This is a genomic window from Arthrobacter sp. D5-1, from assembly GCF_017357425.1.
In the GTDB taxonomy this organism is placed as follows: domain Bacteria; phylum Actinomycetota; class Actinomycetes; order Actinomycetales; family Micrococcaceae; genus Arthrobacter.
Genome location: NZ_CP014571.1, coordinates 4,353,953 through 4,377,396, shown reverse-complemented (window position 1 = coordinate 4,377,396; position 23,444 = coordinate 4,353,953). Strand labels below are relative to the sequence as shown.

The window sequence follows — 23,444 nt, the reverse complement described above, 5'->3', positions numbered from 1 at the left end:
AGGTCTAGGTCAGCGTTGGGCTCTTGCCTAGAGTTCGCCCTTGAACGCGCGGCTCTGGAGCGAAGCAAAGAGCGCGTCCAATTCCGCTAAGTGCTTGCGGTGGGTCTCCTTCAAGCGCTCGACGGCGGCAATTCGGGTTGCGAAGGTCTGCTGCAGTTCGAGTGGGGGCGTGGTGACGGGGAGTCGACGCAGCCTTTCCAAGGTGATCTCTTTGAACGTAGCGCCCTTGACGTTTCTTTGTATCCAACGCTGGGTGGGTTCTGCACGTAGGTACTCCAGCAGATAGGAGCTGGTCATGTCCGGCCCGGGGGCGATTCTCGCCGTGCCCTGAGTTAGATTGGCGCCATCCAAGGCAGGTGGTACCTGGGCGACCGTGCCAACGGTTGCCCGAATGCTCATTACGATGTCGTCAGCGGAGACTCTTGAACGCTCAAACTTGGAAGCAATGACTGGATCCGTTCGCCGAAGTTTCTCACTTGCAATCCGCCCATCGGACAAATCGCCCGTCCGAATGTAAGGTACGCCCCCGGGAAATTCCTCACCCGCTTGAACAATTCCGTATGTCACGATTGTTCCCGGCGCGACTGCGTCGGCAAGTTCAATGGACGACGTCTGATGTTGGGTTTTCTCAAACATGGAATGGAAGATCGACTGGTTGAGCGCGTCGAGGTGGGCGATGGCTTTGCGGCGCTTGGCGCGGAGCTCGTCGGTCTTGTCCAAAATCGCCGCAATCCGCCGCTGCTCCGCTACAGATGGCAGAGGAAGTTCTATCCGTGAAACGGTGGCTTTTGAAACCTCCTTGAACGTCGCACCAACACCAAGACTTTGTAGCCATTTCCGGTTGTATTCGAGCCAGCGGTAGAGATACCGGGCCTCAAGCTGGGTTGGATCGGGAACAAAGCTTTTGAACCCTTGGTTTGTTGCCATGGGAACGCTGTTGATGGCTAACAGCCCGATTGGCGCACGGGAACTGAACAAAACAGAATTAGTGGGTAGAACCTCGGCGCTGCTAGCCTTCAAACCCGCCGGGGTCAGTCCCCGGGGAGTTGAGTGGATTTCTACAGCCTTGAGGCTGCTTAGGTCCTTTGGTGTTGCCCATGGAATGTCCCCGCCCCAGTACTCTGCGACGGCAGTCTTTGGCGTCCCGCCAGAGACGACACGAGCGACCTTGACGAGTGGCACGAGCTTCACTTCAGCAGCTCCCGCAGCTCGTTCATGCCCGCGCTGATCTCAGCCTCGAGGCCGTCAAGCGCTGCCAGGATTTCCTCAGGTGCCGCGTGTACGACCTCTTCGTACTCGATCTCCTTGTACCGGTTGAGCGAGAGGTCGTAGTCGTTCGCCACGATCTCTGAAAGCGGAACACAGAAAGACTGTTCCGTGCGCGCCCGCTCAAGTTCCGCCGTCGTGCGCTGATTCCAACGCAAGAGGACGTCCTCGAGGTCGGAAGACGCGAGTGGCGTGCGCTTATCGTCGAGGCTGAAGCCGTCGGACTTTACGTCGTAGAACCAGACGTTGTCCGTGCCGCCGGAGTTGGTCTTCGTGAAAAAGAGCATAGCGGTGGAGACACCGGCGTAGGGCTTGAAGACGCCGGACGGGAGTTTGACGACGGCGTCGAGCTTGTGACCCTCGACCAGTGTCTTGCGGAGGGACTTGTGTGCGCCGGTGGAGCCGAAGAGGACGCCGTCGGGAACGATGACGGCCGCTCGCCCACCTGGCTTGAGAAGCTTGATGAACAGTGCCAGGAAGAGGAGTTCGGTCTTCTTCGTCTTGACGACGTTCAGCAGCTCCTTCGACACATTCTCGTAGTCCAAGCTGCCGGCGAATGGCGGATTGGCGAGGATGACGTTGTACTTTTCTTCCTCGATGGAGTGCAGGTCGGCAAGTGAATCGCGGTAGGAGACGTCCGGGTTCTCGACCCCATGGAGGAGCATGTTCATGGAACCGATGCGAAGCATGGTGGAGTCGAAGTCGAAGCCGTGGAACTGCTCGTGATGGAAGAACTTGCTCGTCTCGTCATTGGTGAGGAGATTGCTGTTGTTCTTACGGAGGTATTCGCCGGCCTGAACCAGGAAGCCGCAGGTGCCAGCGGCTGGGTCACAGATCGCTTCGAGTGGCTGGGGTGCTGTCATCGCGACCATGAGGTCGATGATGTGCCGCGGGGTTCGGAACTGTCCGTTGGTACCCGCCGATGCCAGTTTCGAGAGCATGTACTCGTAGAGATCGCCCTTGGTGTCGCGACCCTCCATGTTGATGGAGTCGATGACATCCACCACCTGCTTCAAGACACCCGCGTTCGGGATCTTGAACTGCGCATCCTTCATGTGGTGGCTGTAGGTGGAATCTTCACCGTTGGACTGCTTGGTCAGTTCAGTGCGGAGGAACGGGAAGATGCTCTGCTGGAAGACCGTAAACATCTCTGTTTGGCCGAAGTCCCTGAACTTCGACCAGCGGAGGTCCGAGTAGGGGCGGCCCTGAGGATCAACGCCCTGGGGAAACACCGCGTTCTCAATCGGCTCGCCCAAGAGGTTGGCCTGTGCCTCTGCCCGTGTGTGGTTCTCGTCGAGGCGCTTGAGGAACAGGAGGTAGGTGATCTGTTCGATGACTTCCAGAGGATTGGAGATACCGCCGCTCCAGAACGTATTCCAGACTTTGTCTACTTGGGACTTGATTTCACCTGTGATCACTCATGCGAGTTTAGTGCGTTGCCACGAGTGCCCGGCCCAATGACAAGAAAGCCTGGTATCCCCGTCGCGGGGATACCAGGCATTCACGCGAGCCGCTTGTCAGCAGGGACGCCAGGACTTGCCGCCGGGAGCATAGCAGCGGGGACCCGTATACCCGGGGTAGGGGTTCGACTGGGCCGGTGGGGCCACATTTTGTGGGGCCGGCGGAACGTACTGCTGGGCCGGCGGCACATAGGGTGCCGGCACAGGGAGGTTCCGAATCCGTTCAGCCTCGGCGGCCGCCGCGGCTGCTCGAGCCTGCTCTGCTGCTGCGGCCTCGTCTGCAGCCTTCTTTGCAGCTGCCGCGGCTTCCTCGGCAGCCTTCTTTTCAGCCTCTGCACGCGCAGCAGCAGCCACTCGTTCCTCCTCCGCCTTCTTCTCCGCTGCGGCCAATGCTTTCTCTTGGTCCTTGAGCTGGCTGTGGGCAGATTCGGCCTTGGATATCACTGCTGTTAAGGCAGACAACTTGGCTGCTGATTCGGTGGCTGAGTACGCCGCCCAAAGAATCGAGTGCTCGGTGTCCCTGGCAGCGGACAGAAGGTCTTTGGCTGTCTTCGCAGAAGCGATGGCAGTCGCAAGCCCAGTGGCCGATGCTCCCGCACCCGTCGACGTCGTGGCTGGCGCCGCGCTTTGGGCTGCCGTTATTGCTTCCGTGGCAGCTGTCAGTTGTGCGGGGAGTGTGCATTCGATGTCTTCTGCGAACAGGCCAGCCTTCGCCGTACGCGCTTCCTCGAAGGCTTCCTCAACAGGCGGAAGGAACTTGCGGTTCGGCTCCACCACCATGGGAACCCCGAGGCCTCGTCGTGCGATTTCTGCGTTCACCAATTGATTGCTGGCGTTGAAGACTCCAGCCAGTGTTCTGCCGTATTTGTCGTGGCGTTCAATGTCGAACTCCAAACGAACCTTGCTCCCCACGGGAAGCACGTCCTTCAGATGGTCCGCGGCCTCCGGGCCAAGACATTCGGTGGGTTTGTTTGGGTCTTTGGTTTCAGGAGTGTTGATGTTCAACAGGCGGATCGTCTGGTCGTTGTTGTTGATCGATACAACCACGGTGTCGCCGTCGATGACCCTGACGACTGTTCCAGAGTCAGCGTTGGCAGCCGTGGCGACTGCCCAAGTGGTTGCGGCCAGCACTACGGATGTGGCCGCAGCGATTGCTAGCTTCCGCACGTGAGCGAACCTCCCGGGACAGAGAAATTGAGTGGACAAAAGCTGTGGGGCAGCTTGATGTGGGCGCGCAAATAGTCCCCCTATGACGCGAATGGAGTGATGAGGTGGCTGTTGGGCAGCCGAGAACACTTTAAGCTACAAGTCAGAATTCATGTGCCTACCCCGCGGCACGGGGATTTTGTGACTTCCCCTTGACACACTGGACCATGCTCTTCACCAAAAAGTCCCTCACGCAGGACGGTTTCACCGGATTCCGGCCGCTCGACGAACTCGATCCCATGCGGATTCCACAAGGCCCCGGCGTCTTCGCCATCCTGTGCCCCGCTGATTTCGACCCCGTATTCCTCAGCAAGAGCACTGCCGGCACGTTCAAGAAGAAGGACCCTTCGCTCAAGCGGGAAGCCTTGGAGGCCGAGTGGATTGCGGATGCTTCCGTGCTGTACGTAGGCAAAGCAAGCGCCGGCAGCCAGGGTAACCGAGGGCTTCGCAAGCAGATCCAGGAATTCCTGGACTACGGCCGCGGACGGCCCACCGTTGTCTGGGATGCACGGCTCATCTGGCAACTACGGGATGCTTTGGACCTCATTGTTGCCTGGAAAGAGTTTCCTCCGTCCGAACTGAATGCGGCCGAAGCCGGCTATCAAGCGGCCTTCGTTGCAGCTCACGGCAGGCTTCCGTTCGCCAACCTGGTCCAGGCCCGCTCCAAGAAGTAAATACGCCAGCACGACGGCGGCAGGCGAGTTCCGCCGTCGGCCTCCCGCCCGCTGTGCGTTCGGCGCATAATGGCAACCATGACGGCCAGTAAGCCAGTTGGAAGCACACCGCATGGGCCTCGCGTCACAGTTGAGGTGCCCGTTCTGCGTGTTGGCGACGGAGCCTCCGACTATGACGGCCTGGCCCGGTTCGTTGATGCCCTCCGTAAACCTTCGGGGTTGCACCTGACACTGCTTCACGTCGGGATCCTCGACGACTTGGCCCAGGACATCACGGCGTGGACCAAGGGAATGGCGAGGCCTGAGCATGTGCTCCATGAAGTCGCCAGTTGGTTGACGGAGCTGCCTGTTTTGGCCGGATTCCTAGGCAAATCGGACCGGCTGATTCCCTTGGGGCGCGGACGGGTTATGGGCTTGGAAGTGGATGTTCCTCAAGAAGTTCACGACTACCAGGCGCTCCTGCTGCAGGGGTTGCACCTTCTGTTGGATGACCTGGGGCTCGACAATATTGACGACTTCATCCTGAGCTCTCCTGCCCTCGGTTACAGGTCACCCCGATGGGTTCCGCATATTGCTGTCGGGAAAGCCCGCACGCGGCACGAACCCGAGGTGGAAATCGCGCCCGTTGCCATCGAGTTTGGCGATTCCCGCATCCGGAACCGGCAGGCACTGCCCTCGGCAAAGTGAATTGTTGCTGGGAGGTGACGCACGGGAAGTTCTACAGCCGGTAAAATACGACGTGTCTCCCGTTTCCTACCTGAGGACTTCCATGCAGCCCCGCACTTTGTTCCGCACCGTTGCTTTTGCCGAGGCCGTGACTTGGACGCTGCTGCTGATCGGGTTGTTCCTTAAGTACGTCACACGCACAACCGACGTTGGCGTGAGCATCGCGGGCGGCATTCACGGCTTCGTCTTCCTTTGCTACGCAGCGACGGCCGCCTTCACCTGGATCAACCAGAAGTGGTCAACGCGTACAGGTCTTCTCGCCATCGGTTCAGCAGTAATCCCCTACGCCACCATCCCGATGGAGAAGTCGCTGGACCGCCGGGGCCTCCTTGCCGGCGGTTGGCGTTTGGCGGCCGGGGGAGAATCGCCGCGAGGTGGATTCGAGAAAGCCCAGGCTTGGGTTCTGCGGAACCCGATCCTCGCCGTTGTCGTTACGTTGGTGGCCGTGGGCGCAGTGTTCAGCTTCCTCTTGTTCATGGGCCCTCCGGGGACCTGGTTCTCCTAACCTCCACCTGCGCTCACGCGCTTGGCGCACTCACTTTATTAGTCGGTGTTCGCGCCTGGGCAGCCCCAGGAGTTGGGGTTTTCCTGGCAGGTGTCGGCGACGAGTGCTCTTTCTGTTTTCCAGACGTGGATGGTTTTGGCTGGTGTGGTGATGTGGAGGGTTCCGTTGATGGGTAGGGGTGGGCCGTTGTTGACGGAGTAGGTGCCGGTGAAGCTGGTGGTGAGGGTGGCCTGGTAGTTGCCGGTTTCGGTGTAGGTGTGGCTGGTGCGGGTCTCGTTGCTGAGCCAGTCGGTTTCGGGGATGGAGTAGCCGGCCACCGGGGTGGGTCCTAGTGTGCTGCCGTCGCCGAAGGTGTAGGTGTAGTTGGCCGGTGTTGCGGTGAGGTGGACTGCTTGGCCGAGGATGGTGACGTCGAAGCCTTGTTCTGCGGTGGTGGTGTAGAAGTTGGTGGGTCCGCCTTTGAGGGTGTGCGGGAACGGTTGGGCTTCAAGGGTTCCTGGGTTGACGGGTAGTTGTTGGAAGTCGGTCAGGATGCGGGCGGCGATGTTGGCCAGGACGTTCTCGGGCTGGGCGTCGTAGAGACAGGTGGGTCCGCTGACGGCTGGGTAGTCTGTCCATGTCGGGTTCGTGATGGACTTCGGTGCCTGCCTCCAGATCACGGGTGTGCCTTCTTCTCCGTCTGGTGTCTTGGCGGGGCATTCCATGGTGAGGCAGCCCCTGTCCGGCGTGTCAGTTCCGCCGGACCGGCAGTGAACATCGGCCATGTACTGATTTGGATCCTCCGTGGCGGCAGGCGAACCTTTGACGTTGGGAATGAACTCGCCAGTGACAGGGTCCCTGGTCCACTGAGTGCCTGTAAGTTCCAGCCCGTTCTCGACGTAGCCGATGTCAATTCTCGGCTCCTTACCTAGGGCAGGAACGCATTGAAGCGGGACCATCAAGCAGGCAGCACTCACAAGAACGCCGATGCTCCGAGTGAAATTCGGCATGATCTAACGAATCAGACCAAGGTCGACGAGCAGCCAGCGCTGGTCATCAAACGTCATCGCCGCACGGCTCGCGGAGTTCGTTGCACCGGTCGGGTCTTGATACAGAGACCCGTCTTTATCCCTTATTTCGATTGGTTCCTGGATAACCTGAATGGCGGCGATCTGCGTAGACGCGGATGGATCAAAAGTAGCTTCAACCGTCGCCGATCTGATGGTGGCTCCGGCGATCCACTTCCCGTCTTTCCAGCCGGCCTCGATGCCTTGACGGAGGGAAGTGCATAGCGCGCAGGTGGGACTACTAAGAGGCACCAACTTTTCAGTTGTCCCAGTTTCGTAGGCATAGCTCAAGGTCGCGTACCAGTACCCAATAAACGCCTCCAACCCAGCCTTCGAGTTCTCCCTCGCCAGCTCCGGCATCACGGGAACAGGCACATTCTCGGCCTTCCCCTTGGCGTCCGCGGGTTTGTACACGGCGGATGTCGGCGGACTTTCCGGAGTAGCCGAAGCTGCCGGAACCGAAGCGCTGGTGGTGGGCGACGCCGTCGTCGAACTCGGTTCGGAGGGTGGCGCGCTGGGTGTGGTGCCGCCCTGGCAACCCGTGAGGAGCAGGGCCAGTCCAACTGCTATCGCTCCCGTCCGGGCCAGGACTAACGGAAAAGTGGCAGACGAAAGGCGTGGCATGACAGGCTCCCCAGCAGCTGTTTTGGCGGTGTGCCGGTCAGTCTAAGCAGCGGGCTGGGAAAGTTTCATGTCAGAAAGAGCGACCTGTGGATAAGTGCCAGCTGCGGCCTGCGAGAGTCACCTACCCCCGAAGCTTCTCCATATCCCTGCGGTCCTTCTTGGTGGGACGGCCGGCGCCGCGGTCGCGCTGGGGAAGGCCGAGTTTGGGAGCGACTGGGCGCGGGGGAGTGTGGTCGGTGAAGCAGTGTGAGGCGGCTTCGGCTCCGACGCGCTTGGCGATGAGGCGCCGGACTTCGAGGATCCGTTCCCAGCCTGATTCCCGGACCCGGATGGTGTCGCCAATGATCACGCTTTGCGACGCTTTGACAGGGTTCCCATTGATGCGGATATGTCCGGCACGGCAGGCGGCCGTGGCGGCGGAGCGGGTTTTGTAGGCGCGGATCGCCCACAACCAGGCGTCGACGCGGACGTTCGCTGGGGAGGAAGACGGGATACTCATGATTGGAACGAGTCTAACCGGGGTCCGCCTGCCCCGCGAGAACACACGAAAGCGGCGAGATCGTAGGGAAAGTTCCGGCGATTACGCAGCGTTCCAGCGTTCTCGGCGCGCCGGAGCCCGGAGCGCTCCCAGCGGGCCCAGGAGGAACAAACTACCGAACCGTCACCTCAACCCGTTGTGCCATGTTGTTCCCGATGCCCTGGTAATTCCACACTTGGTCGGTGGGCTGCAGCGCGCCGGACGTATCCATAGCCCGGCAGCGCAGCACGTGCTCGCCCGGACTCGCGACCCACACCATGGACCACGACCTCCACGCGAAATCACCCACGGGCGGGTCCACATGAGCGGGCATCCACTCGCCGTCGATCCCTACCTCCACCCGTTCCACCTCGCCGTGGCCTGACCAGGCGCGGCCGTGCAGCATGACCGGACCGGAGTCGACAATGCGGCGCCGGGTGAAGAAATCAGGAATCCCGGGAGGCACCATCAGCGATCGAACCCGGATGTGTGTGACGGGCAGCCCAGGCCCATCGGGCCCTTGCAAGTAGTGGTAAGCGACCGCCTGCTGGAAACCCATGAACCGCGACGTCACAGCCTCGATCGACGTCAACCACTTCACACTCGCCATGCCATACCATCCGGGCACCAGCAGCCTGAGCGGGAAACCGTGCTGGATTGGCAGGGGACTTCCGTTCATGGCGTAGACAAGCATGACCTCGGGATGCATTGCCTCTGCGATCGAAAGACTGCGTGCGTACGGCTCTTCGACGCCGCCCTGGACACCGACGTCGGCGCCGGTAAAGACCAGCTCGACGGCGTCACTCGCCAAACCTGCCTCCTCCAGCAGGGGTGCCAAGGGAGTTCCTGTCCACTCCGCGGTGCCCACAGCGCCGAGGACCCACGGCTGACTCAACGGCCGCGGTTCCAAGAGGGACCGGCCGTTCCCTGCACATTCCATGGTCACTGGCATGGTGACGGCGGGCCTGGCCTTGATGTCCTCAAGGCTCAGTTCGAGGTTGTGATCCACAGCCCCGCCCAGCCTTAACCGCCACGAGTCAGCGGGAACGTGCGGGATGTCGAAATGGATCAGCAGGTAGTGCAACCCGGCCGGCGTGATGTCGTCGTGCAGGGCCTCCAACGGCATGGAATGGTTCCGGCCGGAGAGTTGCAGTTCTTCGTGGGTCAGCGGACCTTCGGTCGGCTGCCCTGGAGTGGCGGCTTTCGCTGCACTTTGCTTGAGATGGTGCTTGGACATGGGACGGCGGCGTTCTACTGGAAGCTAGACGCTGCGGAGTGCCGCAGCACTTAGGACAAGGATCACGCCGCGGCCGAACCCCGTCAAGAGTCTGTTGCGAGGCCCGCTCTGCGCACAAAAGGAAGCCCAAAGCATGCAGAGCGGGCCTCACAACTGAAAGAGGCTACCGGCGTCGTAGTTCCGGGTACTCAAGGTGCGGGGCAACTGTGCCGGCGTCGCGTTCAAGGAAGTTCACGGCCGGTGCGACGATGTCGTCGATTTCATCCAGAACGGCCTCGCTCAGGACCACGTCTGCGGCCTTCAAATAGTCCGTCAGATGTTCTTCGGTGCGCGGCCCAATGACGACGCTGGTGACGGCCGGGTGATTCAGGGCGAAAGCCACAGCGAGCTGGATCAGGGTCAGCCCATGCCGGGACGCGAGCTGCGCGAGGGCGTCGGCCGCGTGCAGCTTGCCCTGGTTGAACGGCGCATTCACGTCGAACCGGCCGGGAAGAGCGGAGAACCGCGAACTTTCAGGCTGGCCCGCACCCACGCGGTAGCCGCCAGCCAGCCAGCCGCCGTCGAGCGGTCCATAACTCAGAACCCCGACGCCGTACTGCTGGGTGATGGGGAAAACGTCACGTTCGTTGGCACGCACCAGAAGCGAATAGGGCACCTGGTCAACTACGGGCGGCGTGAGGTGGTTGGTGTTGGCGATCCACTGGGCCTCAACAAGTTGGGCGGGGCTGAATACGGACGTGCCGTAGTACAGGATCTTTCCCTGCCGGATGAGGTCGTTCAGCGCAGTGATGGTTTCCAGGAGATCGGTGTTGTAGTCCGGACGGTGCGCTTGGTAGAGGTCGATCCTGTCGGTGTTCAGCCGCCGCAAGCTGTCCTCAACAGCCCGGACGATCCAACGGCGCGAGTTGCCTGCATGCGCAGGGTTGGAACCCATCTGACCGTGGAACTTGGTGGCGAGGAAAACGTCGTCGCGCCGACTGTGAATGGCCTGGCCAACCACTGTTTCGGCCTCGCCCTGGGAATAGATGTCCGCGGTGTCGACGCTGGTGATGCCGGCGTCCAGCGCCGCTTTGATAATGCGGATGCTCTCGGCGGGACCCGTGGGTGCGGCGCCGGTGCCGAAGTTGAGGGTGCCCAGCGTGAGCGGGCTGATCAGGGCGCCAGTGCGTCCAAGCGTTCGTAGCTCGTTGAGGCTCATGTCGGCTTCCTGTGGTGGGACGGTGCTGATGGGCGGTGCTGGTGTCCAGGCGTGAGTCGGTGGCCACGGACGGGATGTTCAATCGAGGCTACACACGGCCGTCTGCGGCATAAATGCAAGCGGTAGAACTTCTTCGTTTTTCGTCTTGCGAAGTAACGGAAGAGGCCTTACTTCGCGACATTTCTTGACACGCGGCAACACAAATGTCTTTCGAATCAACAAATATTGCCCTTCCCGGAAGCAGGTGAATTATGGGAGAGGAACTCAAGCAACGCACGAATAGGGGACAGCGGAATGTCACAGACCACAGTGGAAGAAACGGCGGCCATCAAGGCTGCATTTGCGCAGTTCCCGTCCGGAGTTGCTGCCTTCAGCGCCATGGTGGACTTCACGCCGGAAGCATTGGTGGCCTCGTCCTTCACCGTGGGTGTTTCGTTGGAACCGCCGCTGGTGATGTTTGCCGTGCAGAACTCCTCCACAACCTGGCCGAAGCTCCGCCAGGCCCAACGATTGGGTGTCTCGGTCCTTGCCGAGGGGCAGGAAGGCGCCGCACTCCAGCTGGCGTCGAAGACCCGCGACCGTTTTGCCGGGCTGGACACCAGCGTCAGCGACTCAGGAGCAGTGCTGATCGACGGCGCCGTGCTGGGCTTCGAATGCGAAGTTGTCTCGGAGACGCCCGCAGGGGACCACGCGATCGTGGTGCTGGAGGTCAAGGCGACCACCATCAACCCGGAGTCCAAGCCGCTGATTTACCACGGCGCGTCTTTCCGGCAGTTGGCCGCGTAGCCGTAACTAGGAGTTGCGGCTGGCGCTGCTGAGCGAACCTTTTCGGATCGGGCTCGGAGACTTCCCATTCTTGGAAGTGTTCGGGCCCGATTTCTTTGCGCCGTTGCCGGTGCCACTGCCGGTGGAGCCGCCACCGTCGTTACTGGAGCCGTTTTTGTCGCTGCCACCGCCAGCCGGTTTTGCCGAAGCATCCGGCGTGTTGGGGTCTGGCGTTTTCCCACTGGACGGCGACGGCGTGGGCTCGCCGACGTCGCGGACAGTCACCTTGATGGCGGGCGGCTGCTCAGCCTGCGCGCGGGCGGCTGCACGGCGGTCGGCCTCGGCCACGGCATCAGCCCAGTCTTTCGCCAAAACCGGCGGTTCCTTGGTGGCTGCCACGAGAATCGGATGGTGGGCGGCCTGGTTTTCGACCACAGACTTGACCTCCGCCGGCTTGGGAAGGTTGCGGGGGTCTACCTTGGCCTTCCACGCGCCGTCCTTGACAGCGGTTGACGCACCCGAGAGCCGCCGTCGAACATCTCCCAGGAGGTCGCGCTTGGGGGCGGCGGGCTGGGCAGGAGCGGAAGGTGCGGCAGGGGTGGCGGCCTCGGCGGGCTTCGCCGCTGGCGCAGAGGCAGCAGGCTTTGCCGTAGCGACCGCCGTGGGAGCCTGCGCCGCGGTAGATCCAGTTTCAAGATAGGCGAGGTCATCCAGAGGCGATGCAACAGCTGCTGGAGACTCGACGCCGGTCACAGGATCAGGGACGCGCGCCGGGCGTGGGGGCAACTGGACGATGGGAGTGGTTTCCTTCTTGGGGAAGATCCCCACCATGGCCAGGAGCACAATCGACAGCAGTCGCCCAACTCCGGCTATTACCAGAGTGATGATGATGATCAACCCGAGACCCAGGAACATGAGGACAGCGAGTCCCAATGTTCCCAAATACGTCAGGTTGATGGCGAGTGTTGTCGGATCCTCCACGTAGCCTCCCCTGGCTGTCGTTTTGTGATGCGCGCATTGCCCACCCAGCTTGCGTATCCAGCCTAAGGTCCAGCACCGACGGAATCACGCGCCGCCCCTTACTCTGGCGGGGTTGTTTCAAAGCTGTTATATGGCGTGGGAAAATATGTTGCCCAGCTCTCATTTACAGCCCCAGATTGGGACCTCGTGACCCCTGACCTTGCCAGACTCCACAACAGCGCGTGCCCCTGCCTCTCCGGGGATCAATACGTCGATTGCTGCGCCCGGTTCCACCGCCGTGACGCCGATGCGCCCACCGCCGAACAACTCATGCGTTCGCGCTATTCGGCCTTCGTTGTCCTGGACCCCGACTACATCCTGAGTACCTGGCACGCCTCTACCCGGCCGGAATCCATCGACCTCGATGCGGACATGCTGTGGCGCAGGCTGGACATCGTCTCGACGTCGGAGGGCGGCCCCTTGGACACGACGGGAACCGTAGAGTTCGCTGCGCACTACAGGCTCGACGGCGAACGCGGCGTCCAGCGCGAAGTCAGCCGCTTTGTCCGGGAAGGCAAACGATGGTTCTACGTGGACGGGGACGTCCGCTAGCGCGTCACCGATAGTTGCGGTGCAGGTTCTCCTTGGTTGAGGCCCCGGGCGACGCATCGCCGATCCACGGTCCGGTACCTTCGGACTGGTCCATGACTCCGGCCTCCAGCCAGGCGTAGTCACCGGCGAGGACTTTGCGCGAGAGACCGTGATCGCCGTCGTCAGTATTCCTCCACAGTTGGTCGAAGTATTCGTCCACCCGCACACGGGCCTGCTCACAGAAGGCCTCGGCCAGTTCGAATGCGGTGGCACCTTGTTCCGGGTGCTTGCGGAGCAGCATTTCAGCCCGCGAGCAGCACGCGGCCATAGCGAACAACTCGGCGCCGATGTCCACGATCCTGCCCAGGAACGCCTGCTTGTGCTCGAGCTTCGCCTGCCACCTGCCCATGCCATAGAAGGTTTGCCGTGCAAGCCGCCGCGAGGACCTCTCAACGAATCGCAGCTGTTTGGCCAAGCGCCCGAATTCCGCATAGGACCGGGGATCCATGCCGGCGCCCGCCACAAGTTTCGGCAGCCATTTCGCGTAGAAGCCAGAGGCCCCGACGGCGGCCCTCGCCTTGTCCTGCAGGCTCGCATCCGCTGAGGCGAGGTCGCCCGCGGCGGCAAGGTGCGCGTCCACTGCTTCGCGGGCGATCAGGAGTTTCATGATCTCGCTGGAACCCTCGAAAATCCGGTTGATGCGGAGGTCCCGGAGCTGTTGCTCGGCGGCAACAGCACGCTCGCCCCGGGCCTCAAGGGAGTCCGCGGTTTCGAAGCCCCGGCCGCCACGGATCTGGACAAGTTCATCGGCGATCCGGCAGCTCAATTCCGTGGACCACAGCTTGGCCAGCGCAGCCTCGATGCGCACATCCTTCTGGCCGGCGTCGGCCATCTCGGCGGACAATTCGAACACCGCTTCCAGTGCAAAAGTGGTGGCGGCGATGAACGCGATCTTTTTGCCCACTGCCTCGTGTTGGCCCACTGGACGCCCCCACTGGGTCCGGGCGTTGGACCATTCGCGGGAAATCTTCAGGCTCCACTTTCCGGCAGCAACACACAGGCCAGGGATGGAGAGCCGTCCCGTATTGAGAGTGGTGAGAGCAATTTTGAGTCCTTGGCCTTCGCGGCCGAGCCGGTTGGCCGCGGGGACCCGGACCTGGTGGAAACGGGTCACGCCGTTTTCGATTCCACGCAGCCCCATGAAAGCGTTGCGGTTCTCCACCGTGATGCCGGGGGAATCCATTTCCACAACGAACGCAGAGATCCCGCCCTTGTGCTCGGTCCCGTCAGTATCGGTATGTGCCGGGACCCGGGCCATGACCACCACCAGTTCGGCGATCACACCGTTGGTGGTCCACAGTTTGACGCCGTCCAAAAGGTAAGAACCGCCGTCGTCGGACAACACGGCTGTGGCGCCCATACGGGCGGGGTCACTGCCGACGTCGGGCTCTGTGAGGAGGAAAGCGGTAATGGCACCGGCGGCGCAGCGCGGCAGGTATTCCTGTTTCTGTTCCGGTGTGCCGAATTCCTTCACAGGCTCAGGGACGCCGATGGACTGGTGTGCAGAAATGAGGGCGCCGAGGCTTGGATGTACCGATCCCAGCAGGGCGAGGGCGCGGCCGTAATAGACAAGGGACAAACCCAAGCCACCGTATTCGCGCGGAATTTTCATACCGAAAGCGCCCAGATCGGCGAGCCCCCGGAGGTACTCGTCGGGAATTTTGGCGTCGCGTTCAATCACGCGTCCGGACATGGTCTTGGCGAACGTGAGGAGCCGGCCCATGAATTCCTCGCCCCGCTCCACATCGTCTGCCCGTGCTTGAGGCCACGGGTGGATCAGGCTGAGGTCGAAGCTGCCCAGGTAAAGCCCCTTGGCGAAGCTGGGCCGGTTCCATTCGGTTTCCCGCGCGGCCTCGGCGACGGCGCGGGCTTCTTCTGCGGTGGCGTTGACGCTTGCGGCGGCGAGACTGTTGTCAGTGGCGGACGTCATGGAATAACTCCTCTAGCCGGTTGTACCGGATGGAGCCAGGGTCCGCCGTGGGTGGGAACCCTTCAGCTGTCCCTCAATGCTACCCGCGGGTAGCTACCCGTGCCAGAGGAAATCTGGGGCTGGAATTCGGCCGGAATTTCCACTTGTCCTGCGTGGTGGACCAGACGGTCCCACGCGAAATTAATGCCATGGACAAGGCCACCCAGAATGCCTTTGACGGCATACCAGACCATACCCATGGTGCCAACGAGAATGATGGTGGCCATTGCTGCTGCTGCGATGAATGCCACCAACAGTGCAGCAAAGACCAGCGTTCCAATAACTACGTAGGTGCCTGTTTCCAGCGCAGTGAAATCGAAATCCATGGTTCCCCCCGGAGCGACGGTGCGTGGGTCGGCGCGGCGTGGCTGCGTCGATGTTCTGACACTAGGGGTGGGCGGGCTTTCCGGCCAGAGGCAAAACGCCTCCCGAAGCCGTTGATACGGGATCGAAACCATACCGCACGGTAGGTTACGAAATGGTTGCGGTGGGGAGGCTCTGACGCTCTGCGTTAACCTTGTACGGGGCAGTTTCCGCTGCCAGCCAGGTTTCGCAGCAGCTGAAGGAGAGTAGTTGTCCCGTTCAGCCATGTCCTCCGCCGACGCCATCAGCGCGAGGCTCCGTGACCTCGAACAGCTGACCAAAGGCCCTGCGTGGGCTTTGACCCGATCGGCGCCGTGGGTGATCGCCGTGCTGCAGGCATCCTTTACCCGCACCCGGCCGCAGCTTCCGCTCGAAGAGTTCCATGCCGACGTCGACGCTTTCCTTGAGCAGCTTCGGCGCCAGGACCCGGCCTTGGGCGGTCAGCAGAACGGCAAGCTGTTCGGCGACGAATGGACGCGCAAGCAGTTCCTGACCCGACGCAACCAGTCCGGCCAGATCGTCTACGAAGTCACAGAACCCGCCGCCCGCGTGCTGGCGTTCCTGGACAGCCTTTCCAGCGAGCGTTCCACACTGAATGGATCGCGGCTCGGCACGCTTCTGGGAGATGTGGAGAAGCTGGCCAACGAAACCAATCCGGACCAGAGCGCGCGGCTGGAAGCCCTGGAGGAGGAAATCCAGGAGCGGCAGCAGTTGGTGGAGGACATCAGCTCGGGCGAATTCGATGGCCTTCTGGACGACGAAGATGCTGTGGAAGCTGCCGGCAACATCCTGGACCTCGCCGCCAGCCTGCCCGCGGATTACAAGAAAATGCGTGACCGCATCGAGGAATTGGTCGGCGAGCTCCGCAACCAGATCATTGAGGAGTCCCTGAGCAAGGGTGCCACCATGGCCCAGGTTTTGGAGGCCGACAAGCGGCTGCGCCAAAGCCCCGAGGGCCGCACCTTCCGGTCGTTCACGGCCTTCCTGGAAGACCCACAGCAACAATTGCGCTTCCGCTCGGCGATCGGCGAAGTCCTGAGCAGGCAATTCGCCGACGACCTCTCCCACGAAGACCGCGAGACGCTCAAGAACCTGGTGGCTGAACTGCGAACGCAGCACAGCCAGATCCAACGTATCTACGGCAAGCTTTCCGAGAGCCTGAATACGTATATCCAGAGCGACGACGTCCGGCAATCCGTCAGCCTTCGCAAGGTGCTGGCCGAAGCCGAGCAAGCCATCCGCTCCATGCCGTACGAACGGGACCGACCCGGCCTGATCCCAGGGCCAGTCCTGTTCAACGCCGGGTTCGAGTCGCTGGCAATGGTCAAACTGTTCGACCCCGACGAATTCGCCACACCCCCGCGCCTGGCCGACCCCATCGCGTTCAGCGACTCCGACCGCGTGCGGTCTGCGCGCACCGGCAAGGCCAAGCCTGCCGTTATCCGTGCAGCCATGGCCGGCGCGGCCACCCTGGGCGACGCCTGGGAAAACCTGCCCGCCGAGGAACGGCACATCAACACAGTACGCACCCTGCTGTCCATGGCATTACAGGGCGGCGCTGCCTTCGACCGGGCCGCCTGGGAACACATCGACTTCGAACAAATCGACGGCAGCATCCGCACGGCATACCTGCCCGTCGTCACGCTGAATGAGGATTCTGATGACTGAGGAAATCACAACAGAGGAAATCACGACGGCGGATGGCGCCGAAGCGGACGAGGTCACCGAGGAGGTGGCTGAAGTTGGTGTTGAGACGGCTGAGCCCTTGACCGGGCCGGCAGAGTCCGCTGAACCGGCGGCCGAAATAAGCCATGCGGATCCGTTCCGGGTAACACCGCGGGACTCCTTCGTTGACGGTGCAGCGCTGTTCCCCGGCGACACCGGCGTGCTCCCCATGAAGGTGCGGCATGCACTGGTGAAGCTTCTCAAGGGCCCGTACATCGACGGCGGTCGCGACGAGAAATTGTGGACCACCCTCTTGGACAACCAGCTGATCCTCCGCAGTCGCCTGTCCGAACTGTTCCTCACCCTCCAGCTTGATCACGACCGCAAAATTGCGGTCCTCCGTCCCGTCGATCCCGACATCATCGGTGCAAGCTCCCGGTCGAGCATCCTCCGGCAGCAGCGTGCCCTGAGCCGCGTGGAGACCATCGTCCTGCTCCGGCTTCGCCTGCTGCTGGATCGCCACGTCACTGCCCAGACGGACCCGACGATTACACGTGAAGAAATCTCGGACCTGGTGGCCAACTACACCCCGGCCGGCCAACAAGACGCCCTCCGAGACTCCGACGTGGTCACCCGCACCATCACCAAACTCCTGGCCCGACAACTCCTCCTTCCCACGCCGCTGGACGACAGCTACACCATCAGCAACGCCCTGCCGCTGGCCCTCCCCTTCGAGAACATCGGCGACATCCCAGCCCAAATCGAGGCCCTGATAGCAGTAGCCGCCGACGAGTCCGGAACAGAACCCCTCCTGGACCTGGACCCTGACTCCGACTCCAGCGACGACGACGACTCTGGGAACGACGCCGAGGCAGGGGACCGCACAAGCGGCGACGCCGGAGACATGCGGCAGCATGCGTCTAAGGGAGGAACGACCGAGCATGCCGAGCATGTGTCTGGTACCGCCGCGGACGCAACAACTGAAGGACAAGCCAAGTGACCATCGCAAGCATGCTCCCGCTCGGTGAGCTCACAAACCCGGGCCAAATGCGTTTGGCACTTGTGCAGGTGGTCAACTGGGGCACCTTCCACGGGGCCCACACCATGCATGTGGACCGCAAAGGTACCCTCCTGACGGGTAACTCGGGCGTAGGTAAGTCGACGCTCTTTGATGCGATGCTTCGCGTGTTTGACGCCCGTCCGCGCTCGAATGAGGCTGCTGCCCAGCGCTCCGGCGGTGCTGTGGAGGACAAGAGGACCACGTTCACTTACATGCGCGGCAAGGTGGGTGATAAGGCGGTGGGCGACAGCTCGGCGAGTGCCTTCCAGCGCCCGGGTGCCACGTGGTCCGCCGTCGCACTGACGTTTGATAACGCGGCCGGCACGAAGGTGACGGTGTCGGCGCTGTTCGATCTTCCCAAGAACGGCACGGAGTCGAGCGTCGGGCGCTTCTATGTGATCGACAGCAAGCCGTTGGACCTTGAAGCCATTGAAGGGATCGCGCAGAAGCGGTTCACCAAGGGCGCGCTGGAATCGATCTTCCCGGATGGCCAGGTTTTCGACGTCCACAAAGCGTTCGCCGAGCGTTTCCGGAGGCTCCTGGGTATCAACTCGGACCAGGCGCTGCCACTGCTTCGCGTGATCCAGGCCGGTAAGGGTTTGGGCGGCAGCGTGAATACGTTCTTCCGCGATCAGGTGCTTGATGCTCCGGCCACGTTGGCTGCCGCTGATGATGTGGTGGAGGAATTCAGCAACCTGATGTCCATCCGGCAGCGGTTGGAGGATGTGCGGCAGCAGCGCGACCAGTTGGCACCCGTTCCGGGGCTGAACAAGGAGTATGCGCAAGCTCTGCTGGACGCGAATCGCCTCCGGGAGTTGGCCGGCGAGGAGTTCGAGGCCTACAAGCAGCAGCTCGCGGTTACTGTTCATGCCAAGACGCTGGCGCGTTTCAAGGAGCTGGCCCAGTCCAAAGCGCAGGAACTCGCCGCCGAACGCACGGTGCGTGACGCCCTGGCCAAGGACCTCCGTGATCTTGAACTGGATTACAACAACCGTGGCGGCAACGCGATTTCGGCCATTGAGCAGTCGTTGGAGAACGCCAGGGTTGGGCTGAAGCTCCGTCAGCAGGTGGAGGATTCGGCCCGGAAGGCGTTGGCCGATGCCGGGTTGAACCTGGAGTGGTCCGCCGAAGGGTGGGACCAGGCACACGAGCAGGCAGCCGCCCGATCGGCAGAGCTGAAGGACGATTCGGAGGCCCTGAAGGAGCTTCGTTTTGAGGCGTTTGACGGGCACGCCACCAAAAAGCGTGAACTCGCAGCGGCCCAGCAGGAACTCCTGTCGTTGCGGTCGCGCAAGTCCCTGTTGCCGCCGTCGAGTATTGAAAACCGCGCTGCCATCGCGGCCGCAACCGGCGTCCCGGAAGAGCGGATGCCGTTTGGCGGCGAGTTGATCGACCTTGCGGAGGGTCAGGACCAATGGCGTCCAGCCGCCGAGCGAGCCCTCCGTAACCTTGCCACCACGTTGCTGGTTCCGGGTGAGCATTTCGCCGCAGTCACTCGGTACCTGAACGACAACGCCGTCCGTGGCGCCCTCCGCGCCGTTGATGTGTCCAAGCCGCTGGCCGGCGGCGCGTTGGCTGTGGAGGACGTGTCCGACGGCGACCTCTTGACGAAGTTGAGCATCCTCACCTCGGGGGCCAACGCCGACGCCGGGGAATGGATCCGTGAGCGGATCGCCCTGGATTTCGCGTACCCGTGCGTGGAGGATCCCGACCAGCTTGCGTCGATGGACAAGGGCCTGAGCCTTGGTGGCGTAGTTAAGCGCAACAGTCACACCGTTGAGAAAGACGACCGTTTCACGAGCCGGCAGGATTACGTCCTGGGCTTCGACAACGCTTCCAAATTGGAGCTTGTGGCAGCCCGCGTGGGCGAATTGGAGAACGAGCTCGCGAAAGCTGCGGAACTTGCGCAGAGCCGTGAGGATTCGCACCAGGGCATGGCCCGGCAGCTCGAGGCGCTCCGCCGTGTGGCTGAGGATGAGCGGCCGTGGGAGCAAGTTTCCGCAGCCGTCGCAGCGGACGAACTTGCCAGGATTGAACAGCGCCTGACGGATGCTTTGGCAGCGCAGGCGGACCTTGAGCCTTTGCGTGCCAACATCGAAGCCGTGCGGGAGAAGCACCAGTCCTCCACAGGTACGGCCGCCGTCCTGCAGAGCGAATACAAAGCACTCGACCACAAGATGACCACGGCTGACGGCCTGCTCGACGCGGCGAGGCTGAAGCTCGAGCAAGCACCGCCGTCGGCCTCTACCGTCACCGCGCTGGAACCGTACTTTGAGGGTGTCGGTGAGGTCTCTGAACTGTACGAGCTCGACAACCTGGCCAACAGTGTCCGCAACAAACTGCTCGACGAACTGCATTCCGCGGAATCGCGCGGACAGGCGACGGCCGAGCGGTTGACCCGCTTGTTTGAAGCCTTCGTGCGGGACTGGGGAAGTGCCATCAGCGCCGACCACGGTACGTCGATCGGTGCTGCCGGAGACTTCGAATCCCGGTATCACGCGATTGTGAGCGATGGCTTGCCCGCGCAGGAGGCCGAGTTCCGGCTGTTCTTCAACCAGCGCACCCACGAGTCGTTCAGCACGCTCCTGCACTTGTTGGACGAGGAACGCCGCAGCATCACCAGTCGTATCCTGCCCCTCAACGGCATTCTGTCGCAGGTCAATTTCCACGAGGGCAGCTTCCTGGAACTAGACATCAAACAGACGCTCCCGGCCACCGCCAAACAGTTCAAGGATGCGATTCAAAACGCCTTGAAGGCGAAGCACACTCGCCCCTCGCGTGGCGCTGCTTCAGCCACAGAAATGGACGACGACGCCGAACTCACCGCGCGTTACAAGTCGTTGGAAACGCTGGTGAAGCGGCTTGGATCGCAGACGCCTGAGGATCGCCGTTGGCGTGCCGAAGTGCTGGACGTCCGAGGGCACCTGTTCATCCAGTGCAAGGAGCACCGTGAAGTTGCTTCGAAATCGGGCAAAGCCGGCACCGGCAAGGCAGCCAAGCGGAAGACCGAAGTCTTCATGCATGCCGATACCGGCTCCATGTCCGGCGGTGAGCGCCAGCGTTTCACGGCGTTCATCATGGCCGCGGCCTTGAGTTACCAGCTGGGCATCGCCGAGCAGGGCTTCACGACGTACGGCACGGTGATGATGGACGAAGCCTTCGTATTGGCTTCCGAGGAATTCGCGGGTGCAGGCATCAAGGCGCTTCACGAATTCGGGTTCCAGTTGTTGCTTGCTGCCCCCGAAAACGTGATTGACCTGTCCCGACACCTTGGATCCGTCACGGAAATCCTCCGCGACAAGCGCACCAACCGTTCCGGCGTGCTGACGGCTCCGGTGATCGCCGGACCGGCCGAGCCTGGTGCATGGCGGTCCGAAGCCAACCCGGTGGACATCGTCCTGCGCTAGGCGCGCTCTGCGACGACGCCAGCCCAACTGACTGGCAGTAGTGGTTGGTATGAGCTCACATAGCAACCACTACTGCCAGCTGGATCGAGTTACTCAGCCCGGACGCGGTCCAGGAACTGTTCGGTCCTGGACTCCAGCCCGGCGATCTGCCGAACAACGACGGCGGCCGGGTCCGGGTTGATCTCGTTGACGGGCGGTTCTTTGCGTACGTTGGTGCTGCAGCCGAACTCGGCGCAGATCAATGTCCCCACGGTGTTGCCGTCCCTGCCGGATTGTCCGGCCTTCTTGGCAACCCACAGGTAGACGTCGTCTTTGGAGAAAACGTCACGGCATAGTTCGCAGAGGACAACGCGCCTCTTGCCGGAACCACCTTCAGGAGCCCGGAGCAGGATCCCCGTGAGCTTGCCCCGATGTGGAACCACGAGGTAGCCGCGTTGGGGCATCTTTTCGTCCCGCCACCCCAGGAACTCCAGGTTGTCCCAGTCGAGGATTTCGAAGTCGCGGGGGAGATTGACCTTGGCAGCCTCTGAGCGACTGGCGTTGATGAACGACGAACGGATTTGTTGGGCAGTGATTTTCTGCATGGCAAAGCTTCTTTCGGAAATGGTCGACGTCCGCGCGTTTCTGGAGGGCGCGCGGGAATGGGCAGAAGACGTCGGTCACCGGAGAAAGAGGGCACTGCAAAGAGACCCCAAAATGAGGGCTGGGTTAGTGCCTAGAAAGATGCCGACGTGTGGGGGAGTGCCAAGCAGGCCAATGCGGCCACCTCGCCAACCATGGCTGCAGCAACTGAAACAGTGCGCACGCTCATCCCCTCGTTCATATCCGTAAGAAGCGGTAGTCCGCTGTCGCCCATACTTTCAAAACTTCCGGGCGGATGTCCACTGCGAGAGCGTTCGGTTGAAGGGCGCGGGATGTGAGAGAGGGTTCGGTTGAAGGACGCGGGACGTGAGAGAGCGTGTGATCTGCGTCCCAATTCAGAAGAGTGTCGGATTAGGTGACGCAAACGTTTCTTAATTATCGGCAGGCTAGGCTAGCCTTACTTAGGTTCGCATCACTTACTTAAGGAGTCCCGTGGCTTCCCTTCTCCCACGCCGCGCCCTGCTGAAAACAGCAGGAACCGCGACGGCCGCTTTGGCCGCCGTCGCTCTTACCCTCACCGGCTGCTCCACTGGTCCGGCAACGTCCGCTCCGGCTTCTGAGCAGGCAGCGTCTTCGGCGTTCCCCGTGACCATCAAGAACGTCTTTGGTGAGACCACCATCAAAGAGCAGCCCAAGCGTGTAGTCACTGTCTCGTGGGTCAATGACGATATCGCGATCGCCCTGGGTGTTGTTCCCGTAGGTGTCCCGAAGAACGAATGGGGCAACAACGAGCAAGGCTCCACCCCGTGGAAGGACGCTGCGCTGGAGAAGCTCGGCGCCGGCTTTGGCACCGACAAGGCTCCGGTCCAGTTCTCCGAAGCAGACGGCATCAACTTCACCGAGATCGCCAAGCTCAATCCGGACGTTATCCTGGCTGCATACTCGGGCCTTGAAGAAGCTGACTACAAGAAGCTCAGCGAAATCGCCCCCGTCGTGGCACAGCCGGAGCTCGCCTACGGCACCCCCTGGCAGGAAAGCACCACCTTGATCGGCAAGGCACTGGGCAAGGAAGCCGAAGCCAAGAAGCTGATCGAAGACACTGAGACCACCGTCAAGGACAAGGTCTCCAAGTTCCCGCAGATCAAGGACAAGACCTTCATCTACGGCAACCTCGAGCCCGCCAAGGGCGACGGCGCCAACGTTTACACGGCTATCGACAACCGCCCCCGCTTCCTCTCCGAAATCGGCATGAAGCTGGCTCCCGTGGTTGAGCAGAACACCAAGTCGACTACTGAGTTCTTCATCCCGTGGTCCGCTGAGAAGGCCAACGAGCTCGAGTCCGACATCTTCGTCACCTGGGTTCCGGACGCCACCACGGCAGATGCCATCAAGGCTGATCCGCTGCTCGGACAGATCCCGGCCATCAAGAAGGGCGCCCTGGTTGCCGATTCGGACAACACTCTGACGCTCTCCATCTCCGCCTCATCGCCGCTGAGCTTGCCGTGGGCACTGGATACGTTCCTGCCGCAGCTGGGTAAAGCAGCAGACGCAGCGGGCAAGTAA

Annotated in this window: 21 protein-coding genes; 9 read left to right on the top strand and 12 right to left on the bottom strand. The window is 61.8% G+C overall.

All coding sequences use genetic code 11. The features are described from left to right. Positions 1-27: 27 nt before the first annotated feature. The 3 genes from AYX22_RS20170 to AYX22_RS20160 all read right to left on the bottom strand — a co-directional run bounded on the left by AYX22_RS20170 (position 28) and on the right by AYX22_RS20160 (position 3,893). On the bottom strand, positions 28-1,182 hold the full coding sequence (locus tag AYX22_RS20170) for a restriction endonuclease subunit S (protein ID WP_242703651.1): 1,155 nt from the start codon (positions 1,180-1,182) through the stop codon (positions 28-30). Positions 1,183-1,187: 5 nt separating this feature from the next. Beyond that, positions 1,188-2,684: a class I SAM-dependent DNA methyltransferase gene (locus AYX22_RS20165; protein ID WP_207595253.1), complete on the bottom strand. Its 1,497-nt coding sequence runs from the start codon at positions 2,682-2,684 to the stop codon at positions 1,188-1,190. Positions 2,685-2,783: 99 nt separating this feature from the next. Beyond that, positions 2,784-3,893, bottom strand: coding sequence for a thermonuclease family protein (locus tag AYX22_RS20160; protein WP_207595252.1), 1,110 nt, complete (start codon positions 3,891-3,893; stop codon positions 2,784-2,786). A gap of 206 nt (positions 3,894-4,099) precedes the next feature. Between AYX22_RS20160 and AYX22_RS20155 the strand changes: the two genes are divergently transcribed. The 3 genes from AYX22_RS20155 (at position 4,100) to AYX22_RS20145 (ending at position 5,837) form a co-directional block, all read left to right on the top strand. Continuing rightward, entirely contained in the window at positions 4,100-4,606 is a 507-nt protein-coding gene (locus tag AYX22_RS20155) for a hypothetical protein (RefSeq protein ID WP_207595251.1), read from the top strand. A gap of 78 nt (positions 4,607-4,684) precedes the next feature. After that, complete coding sequence (locus AYX22_RS20150) at positions 4,685-5,293, top strand: hypothetical protein (protein WP_242703426.1); 609 nt, start codon at positions 4,685-4,687, stop codon at positions 5,291-5,293. 82 nt (positions 5,294-5,375) lie between these two features. Then, entirely contained in the window at positions 5,376-5,837 is a 462-nt protein-coding gene (locus AYX22_RS20145; RefSeq protein WP_216659694.1) for a DUF3817 domain-containing protein, read from the top strand. Positions 5,838-5,875: 38 nt separating this feature from the next. Here the strand turns inward: AYX22_RS20145 and AYX22_RS20140 are convergent, their stop codons facing one another. The 5 genes from AYX22_RS20140 to AYX22_RS20120 form a co-directional block, all read right to left on the bottom strand. Next, complete coding sequence (locus AYX22_RS20140) at positions 5,876-6,826, bottom strand: PKD domain-containing protein (RefSeq protein WP_242703425.1); 951 nt, start codon at positions 6,824-6,826, stop codon at positions 5,876-5,878. A 3-nt stretch (positions 6,827-6,829) separates the two neighbouring features. Beyond that, positions 6,830-7,507 (bottom strand): DUF6318 family protein, encoded by a 678-nt coding sequence (locus tag AYX22_RS20135; RefSeq protein ID WP_207595249.1) that lies wholly within the window; start codon positions 7,505-7,507, stop codon positions 6,830-6,832. Between the two features lie 121 nt (positions 7,508-7,628). After that, positions 7,629-8,006: an RNA-binding S4 domain-containing protein gene (locus AYX22_RS20130; protein WP_018779945.1), complete on the bottom strand. Its 378-nt coding sequence runs from the start codon at positions 8,004-8,006 to the stop codon at positions 7,629-7,631. Between the two features lie 151 nt (positions 8,007-8,157). Then, positions 8,158-9,261, bottom strand: coding sequence for a sulfite oxidase (locus tag AYX22_RS20125; protein WP_207595248.1), 1,104 nt, complete (start codon positions 9,259-9,261; stop codon positions 8,158-8,160). Positions 9,262-9,424: 163 nt separating this feature from the next. Continuing rightward, a complete protein-coding gene (locus AYX22_RS20120) occupies positions 9,425-10,459 on the bottom strand; it encodes an aldo/keto reductase (RefSeq protein WP_207595247.1) in 1,035 nt (344 codons plus the stop codon). A gap of 294 nt (positions 10,460-10,753) precedes the next feature. Between AYX22_RS20120 and AYX22_RS20115 the strand changes: the two genes are divergently transcribed. Next, complete coding sequence (locus AYX22_RS20115; protein ID WP_207595246.1) at positions 10,754-11,245, top strand: flavin reductase family protein; 492 nt, start codon at positions 10,754-10,756, stop codon at positions 11,243-11,245. A 6-nt stretch (positions 11,246-11,251) separates the two neighbouring features. On the opposite strand, the gene AYX22_RS20110 is transcribed toward AYX22_RS20115, so the two are convergent. Continuing rightward, on the bottom strand, positions 11,252-12,205 hold the full coding sequence (locus tag AYX22_RS20110; RefSeq protein WP_207595245.1) for a hypothetical protein: 954 nt from the start codon (positions 12,203-12,205) through the stop codon (positions 11,252-11,254). 186 nt (positions 12,206-12,391) lie between these two features. Between AYX22_RS20110 and AYX22_RS20105 the strand changes: the two genes are divergently transcribed. Continuing rightward, positions 12,392-12,796 (top strand): YchJ family protein, encoded by a 405-nt coding sequence (locus AYX22_RS20105; RefSeq protein WP_242703424.1) that lies wholly within the window; start codon positions 12,392-12,394, stop codon positions 12,794-12,796. 4 nt (positions 12,797-12,800) lie between these two features. Here the strand turns inward: AYX22_RS20105 and AYX22_RS20100 are convergent, their stop codons facing one another. Together AYX22_RS20100 and AYX22_RS20095 are read right to left on the bottom strand one after the other, a co-directional pair. Continuing rightward, positions 12,801-14,765: an acyl-CoA dehydrogenase family protein gene (locus tag AYX22_RS20100; RefSeq protein ID WP_207595243.1), complete on the bottom strand. Its 1,965-nt coding sequence runs from the start codon at positions 14,763-14,765 to the stop codon at positions 12,801-12,803. Positions 14,766-14,827: 62 nt separating this feature from the next. Continuing rightward, on the bottom strand, positions 14,828-15,130 hold the full coding sequence (locus AYX22_RS20095; RefSeq protein WP_207595242.1) for a hypothetical protein: 303 nt from the start codon (positions 15,128-15,130) through the stop codon (positions 14,828-14,830). 247 nt (positions 15,131-15,377) lie between these two features. Between AYX22_RS20095 and AYX22_RS20090 the strand changes: the two genes are divergently transcribed. The 3 genes from AYX22_RS20090 to AYX22_RS20080 are packed head-to-tail and all read left to right on the top strand — an operon-like array spanning position 15,378 to position 21,299. Then, positions 15,378-16,835 carry a DUF3375 family protein gene (locus AYX22_RS20090; RefSeq protein WP_242703423.1) on the top strand — a complete coding sequence of 486 codons (1,458 nt, stop codon included), beginning with the start codon at positions 15,378-15,380 and terminating at the stop codon, positions 16,833-16,835. After that, positions 16,828-17,832 (top strand): DUF4194 domain-containing protein, encoded by a 1,005-nt coding sequence (locus AYX22_RS20085; RefSeq protein WP_242703422.1) that lies wholly within the window; start codon positions 16,828-16,830, stop codon positions 17,830-17,832. Before AYX22_RS20090 ends, AYX22_RS20085 begins: the two co-directional genes overlap by 8 nt. Then, complete coding sequence (locus AYX22_RS20080) at positions 17,829-21,299, top strand: ATP-binding protein (protein WP_207595241.1); 3,471 nt, start codon at positions 17,829-17,831, stop codon at positions 21,297-21,299. Before AYX22_RS20085 ends, AYX22_RS20080 begins: the two co-directional genes overlap by 4 nt. Before the next feature lie 89 nt (positions 21,300-21,388). Here AYX22_RS20080 and AYX22_RS20075 read toward each other — a convergent pair whose 3' ends face one another. Beyond that, positions 21,389-21,883: an FBP domain-containing protein gene (locus AYX22_RS20075; RefSeq protein WP_207595240.1), complete on the bottom strand. Its 495-nt coding sequence runs from the start codon at positions 21,881-21,883 to the stop codon at positions 21,389-21,391. Positions 21,884-22,373: 490 nt separating this feature from the next. Between AYX22_RS20075 and AYX22_RS20070 the strand changes: the two genes are divergently transcribed. After that, entirely contained in the window at positions 22,374-23,444 is a 1,071-nt protein-coding gene (locus tag AYX22_RS20070; protein ID WP_207595239.1) for an iron-siderophore ABC transporter substrate-binding protein, read from the top strand.

Coding starts and splice junctions, on each gene's coding strand:
- AYX22_RS20085 (WP_242703422.1), top strand. CDS start 16,828: ATGACTGAGGAAATCACAACAGAGGAAATCACGACGGCGGATGGCGCC.
- AYX22_RS20145 (WP_216659694.1), top strand. CDS start 5,376: ATGCAGCCCCGCACTTTGTTCCGCACCGTTGCTTTTGCCGAGGCCGTG.
- AYX22_RS20140 (WP_242703425.1), bottom strand. CDS start 6,826: ATGCCGAATTTCACTCGGAGCATCGGCGTTCTTGTGAGTGCTGCCTGC.
- AYX22_RS20135 (WP_207595249.1), bottom strand. CDS start 7,507: ATGCCACGCCTTTCGTCTGCCACTTTTCCGTTAGTCCTGGCCCGGACG.
- AYX22_RS20125 (WP_207595248.1), bottom strand. CDS start 9,261: ATGTCCAAGCACCATCTCAAGCAAAGTGCAGCGAAAGCCGCCACTCCA.
- AYX22_RS20150 (WP_242703426.1), top strand. CDS start 4,685: ATGACGGCCAGTAAGCCAGTTGGAAGCACACCGCATGGGCCTCGCGTC.
- AYX22_RS20155 (WP_207595251.1), top strand. CDS start 4,100: ATGCTCTTCACCAAAAAGTCCCTCACGCAGGACGGTTTCACCGGATTC.
- AYX22_RS20120 (WP_207595247.1), bottom strand. CDS start 10,459: ATGAGCCTCAACGAGCTACGAACGCTTGGACGCACTGGCGCCCTGATC.
- AYX22_RS20095 (WP_207595242.1), bottom strand. CDS start 15,130: ATGGATTTCGATTTCACTGCGCTGGAAACAGGCACCTACGTAGTTATT.
- AYX22_RS20115 (WP_207595246.1), top strand. CDS start 10,754: ATGTCACAGACCACAGTGGAAGAAACGGCGGCCATCAAGGCTGCATTT.
- AYX22_RS20130 (WP_018779945.1), bottom strand. CDS start 8,006: ATGAGTATCCCGTCTTCCTCCCCAGCGAACGTCCGCGTCGACGCCTGG.
- AYX22_RS20075 (WP_207595240.1), bottom strand. CDS start 21,883: ATGCAGAAAATCACTGCCCAACAAATCCGTTCGTCGTTCATCAACGCC.
- AYX22_RS20100 (WP_207595243.1), bottom strand. CDS start 14,765: ATGACGTCCGCCACTGACAACAGTCTCGCCGCCGCAAGCGTCAACGCC.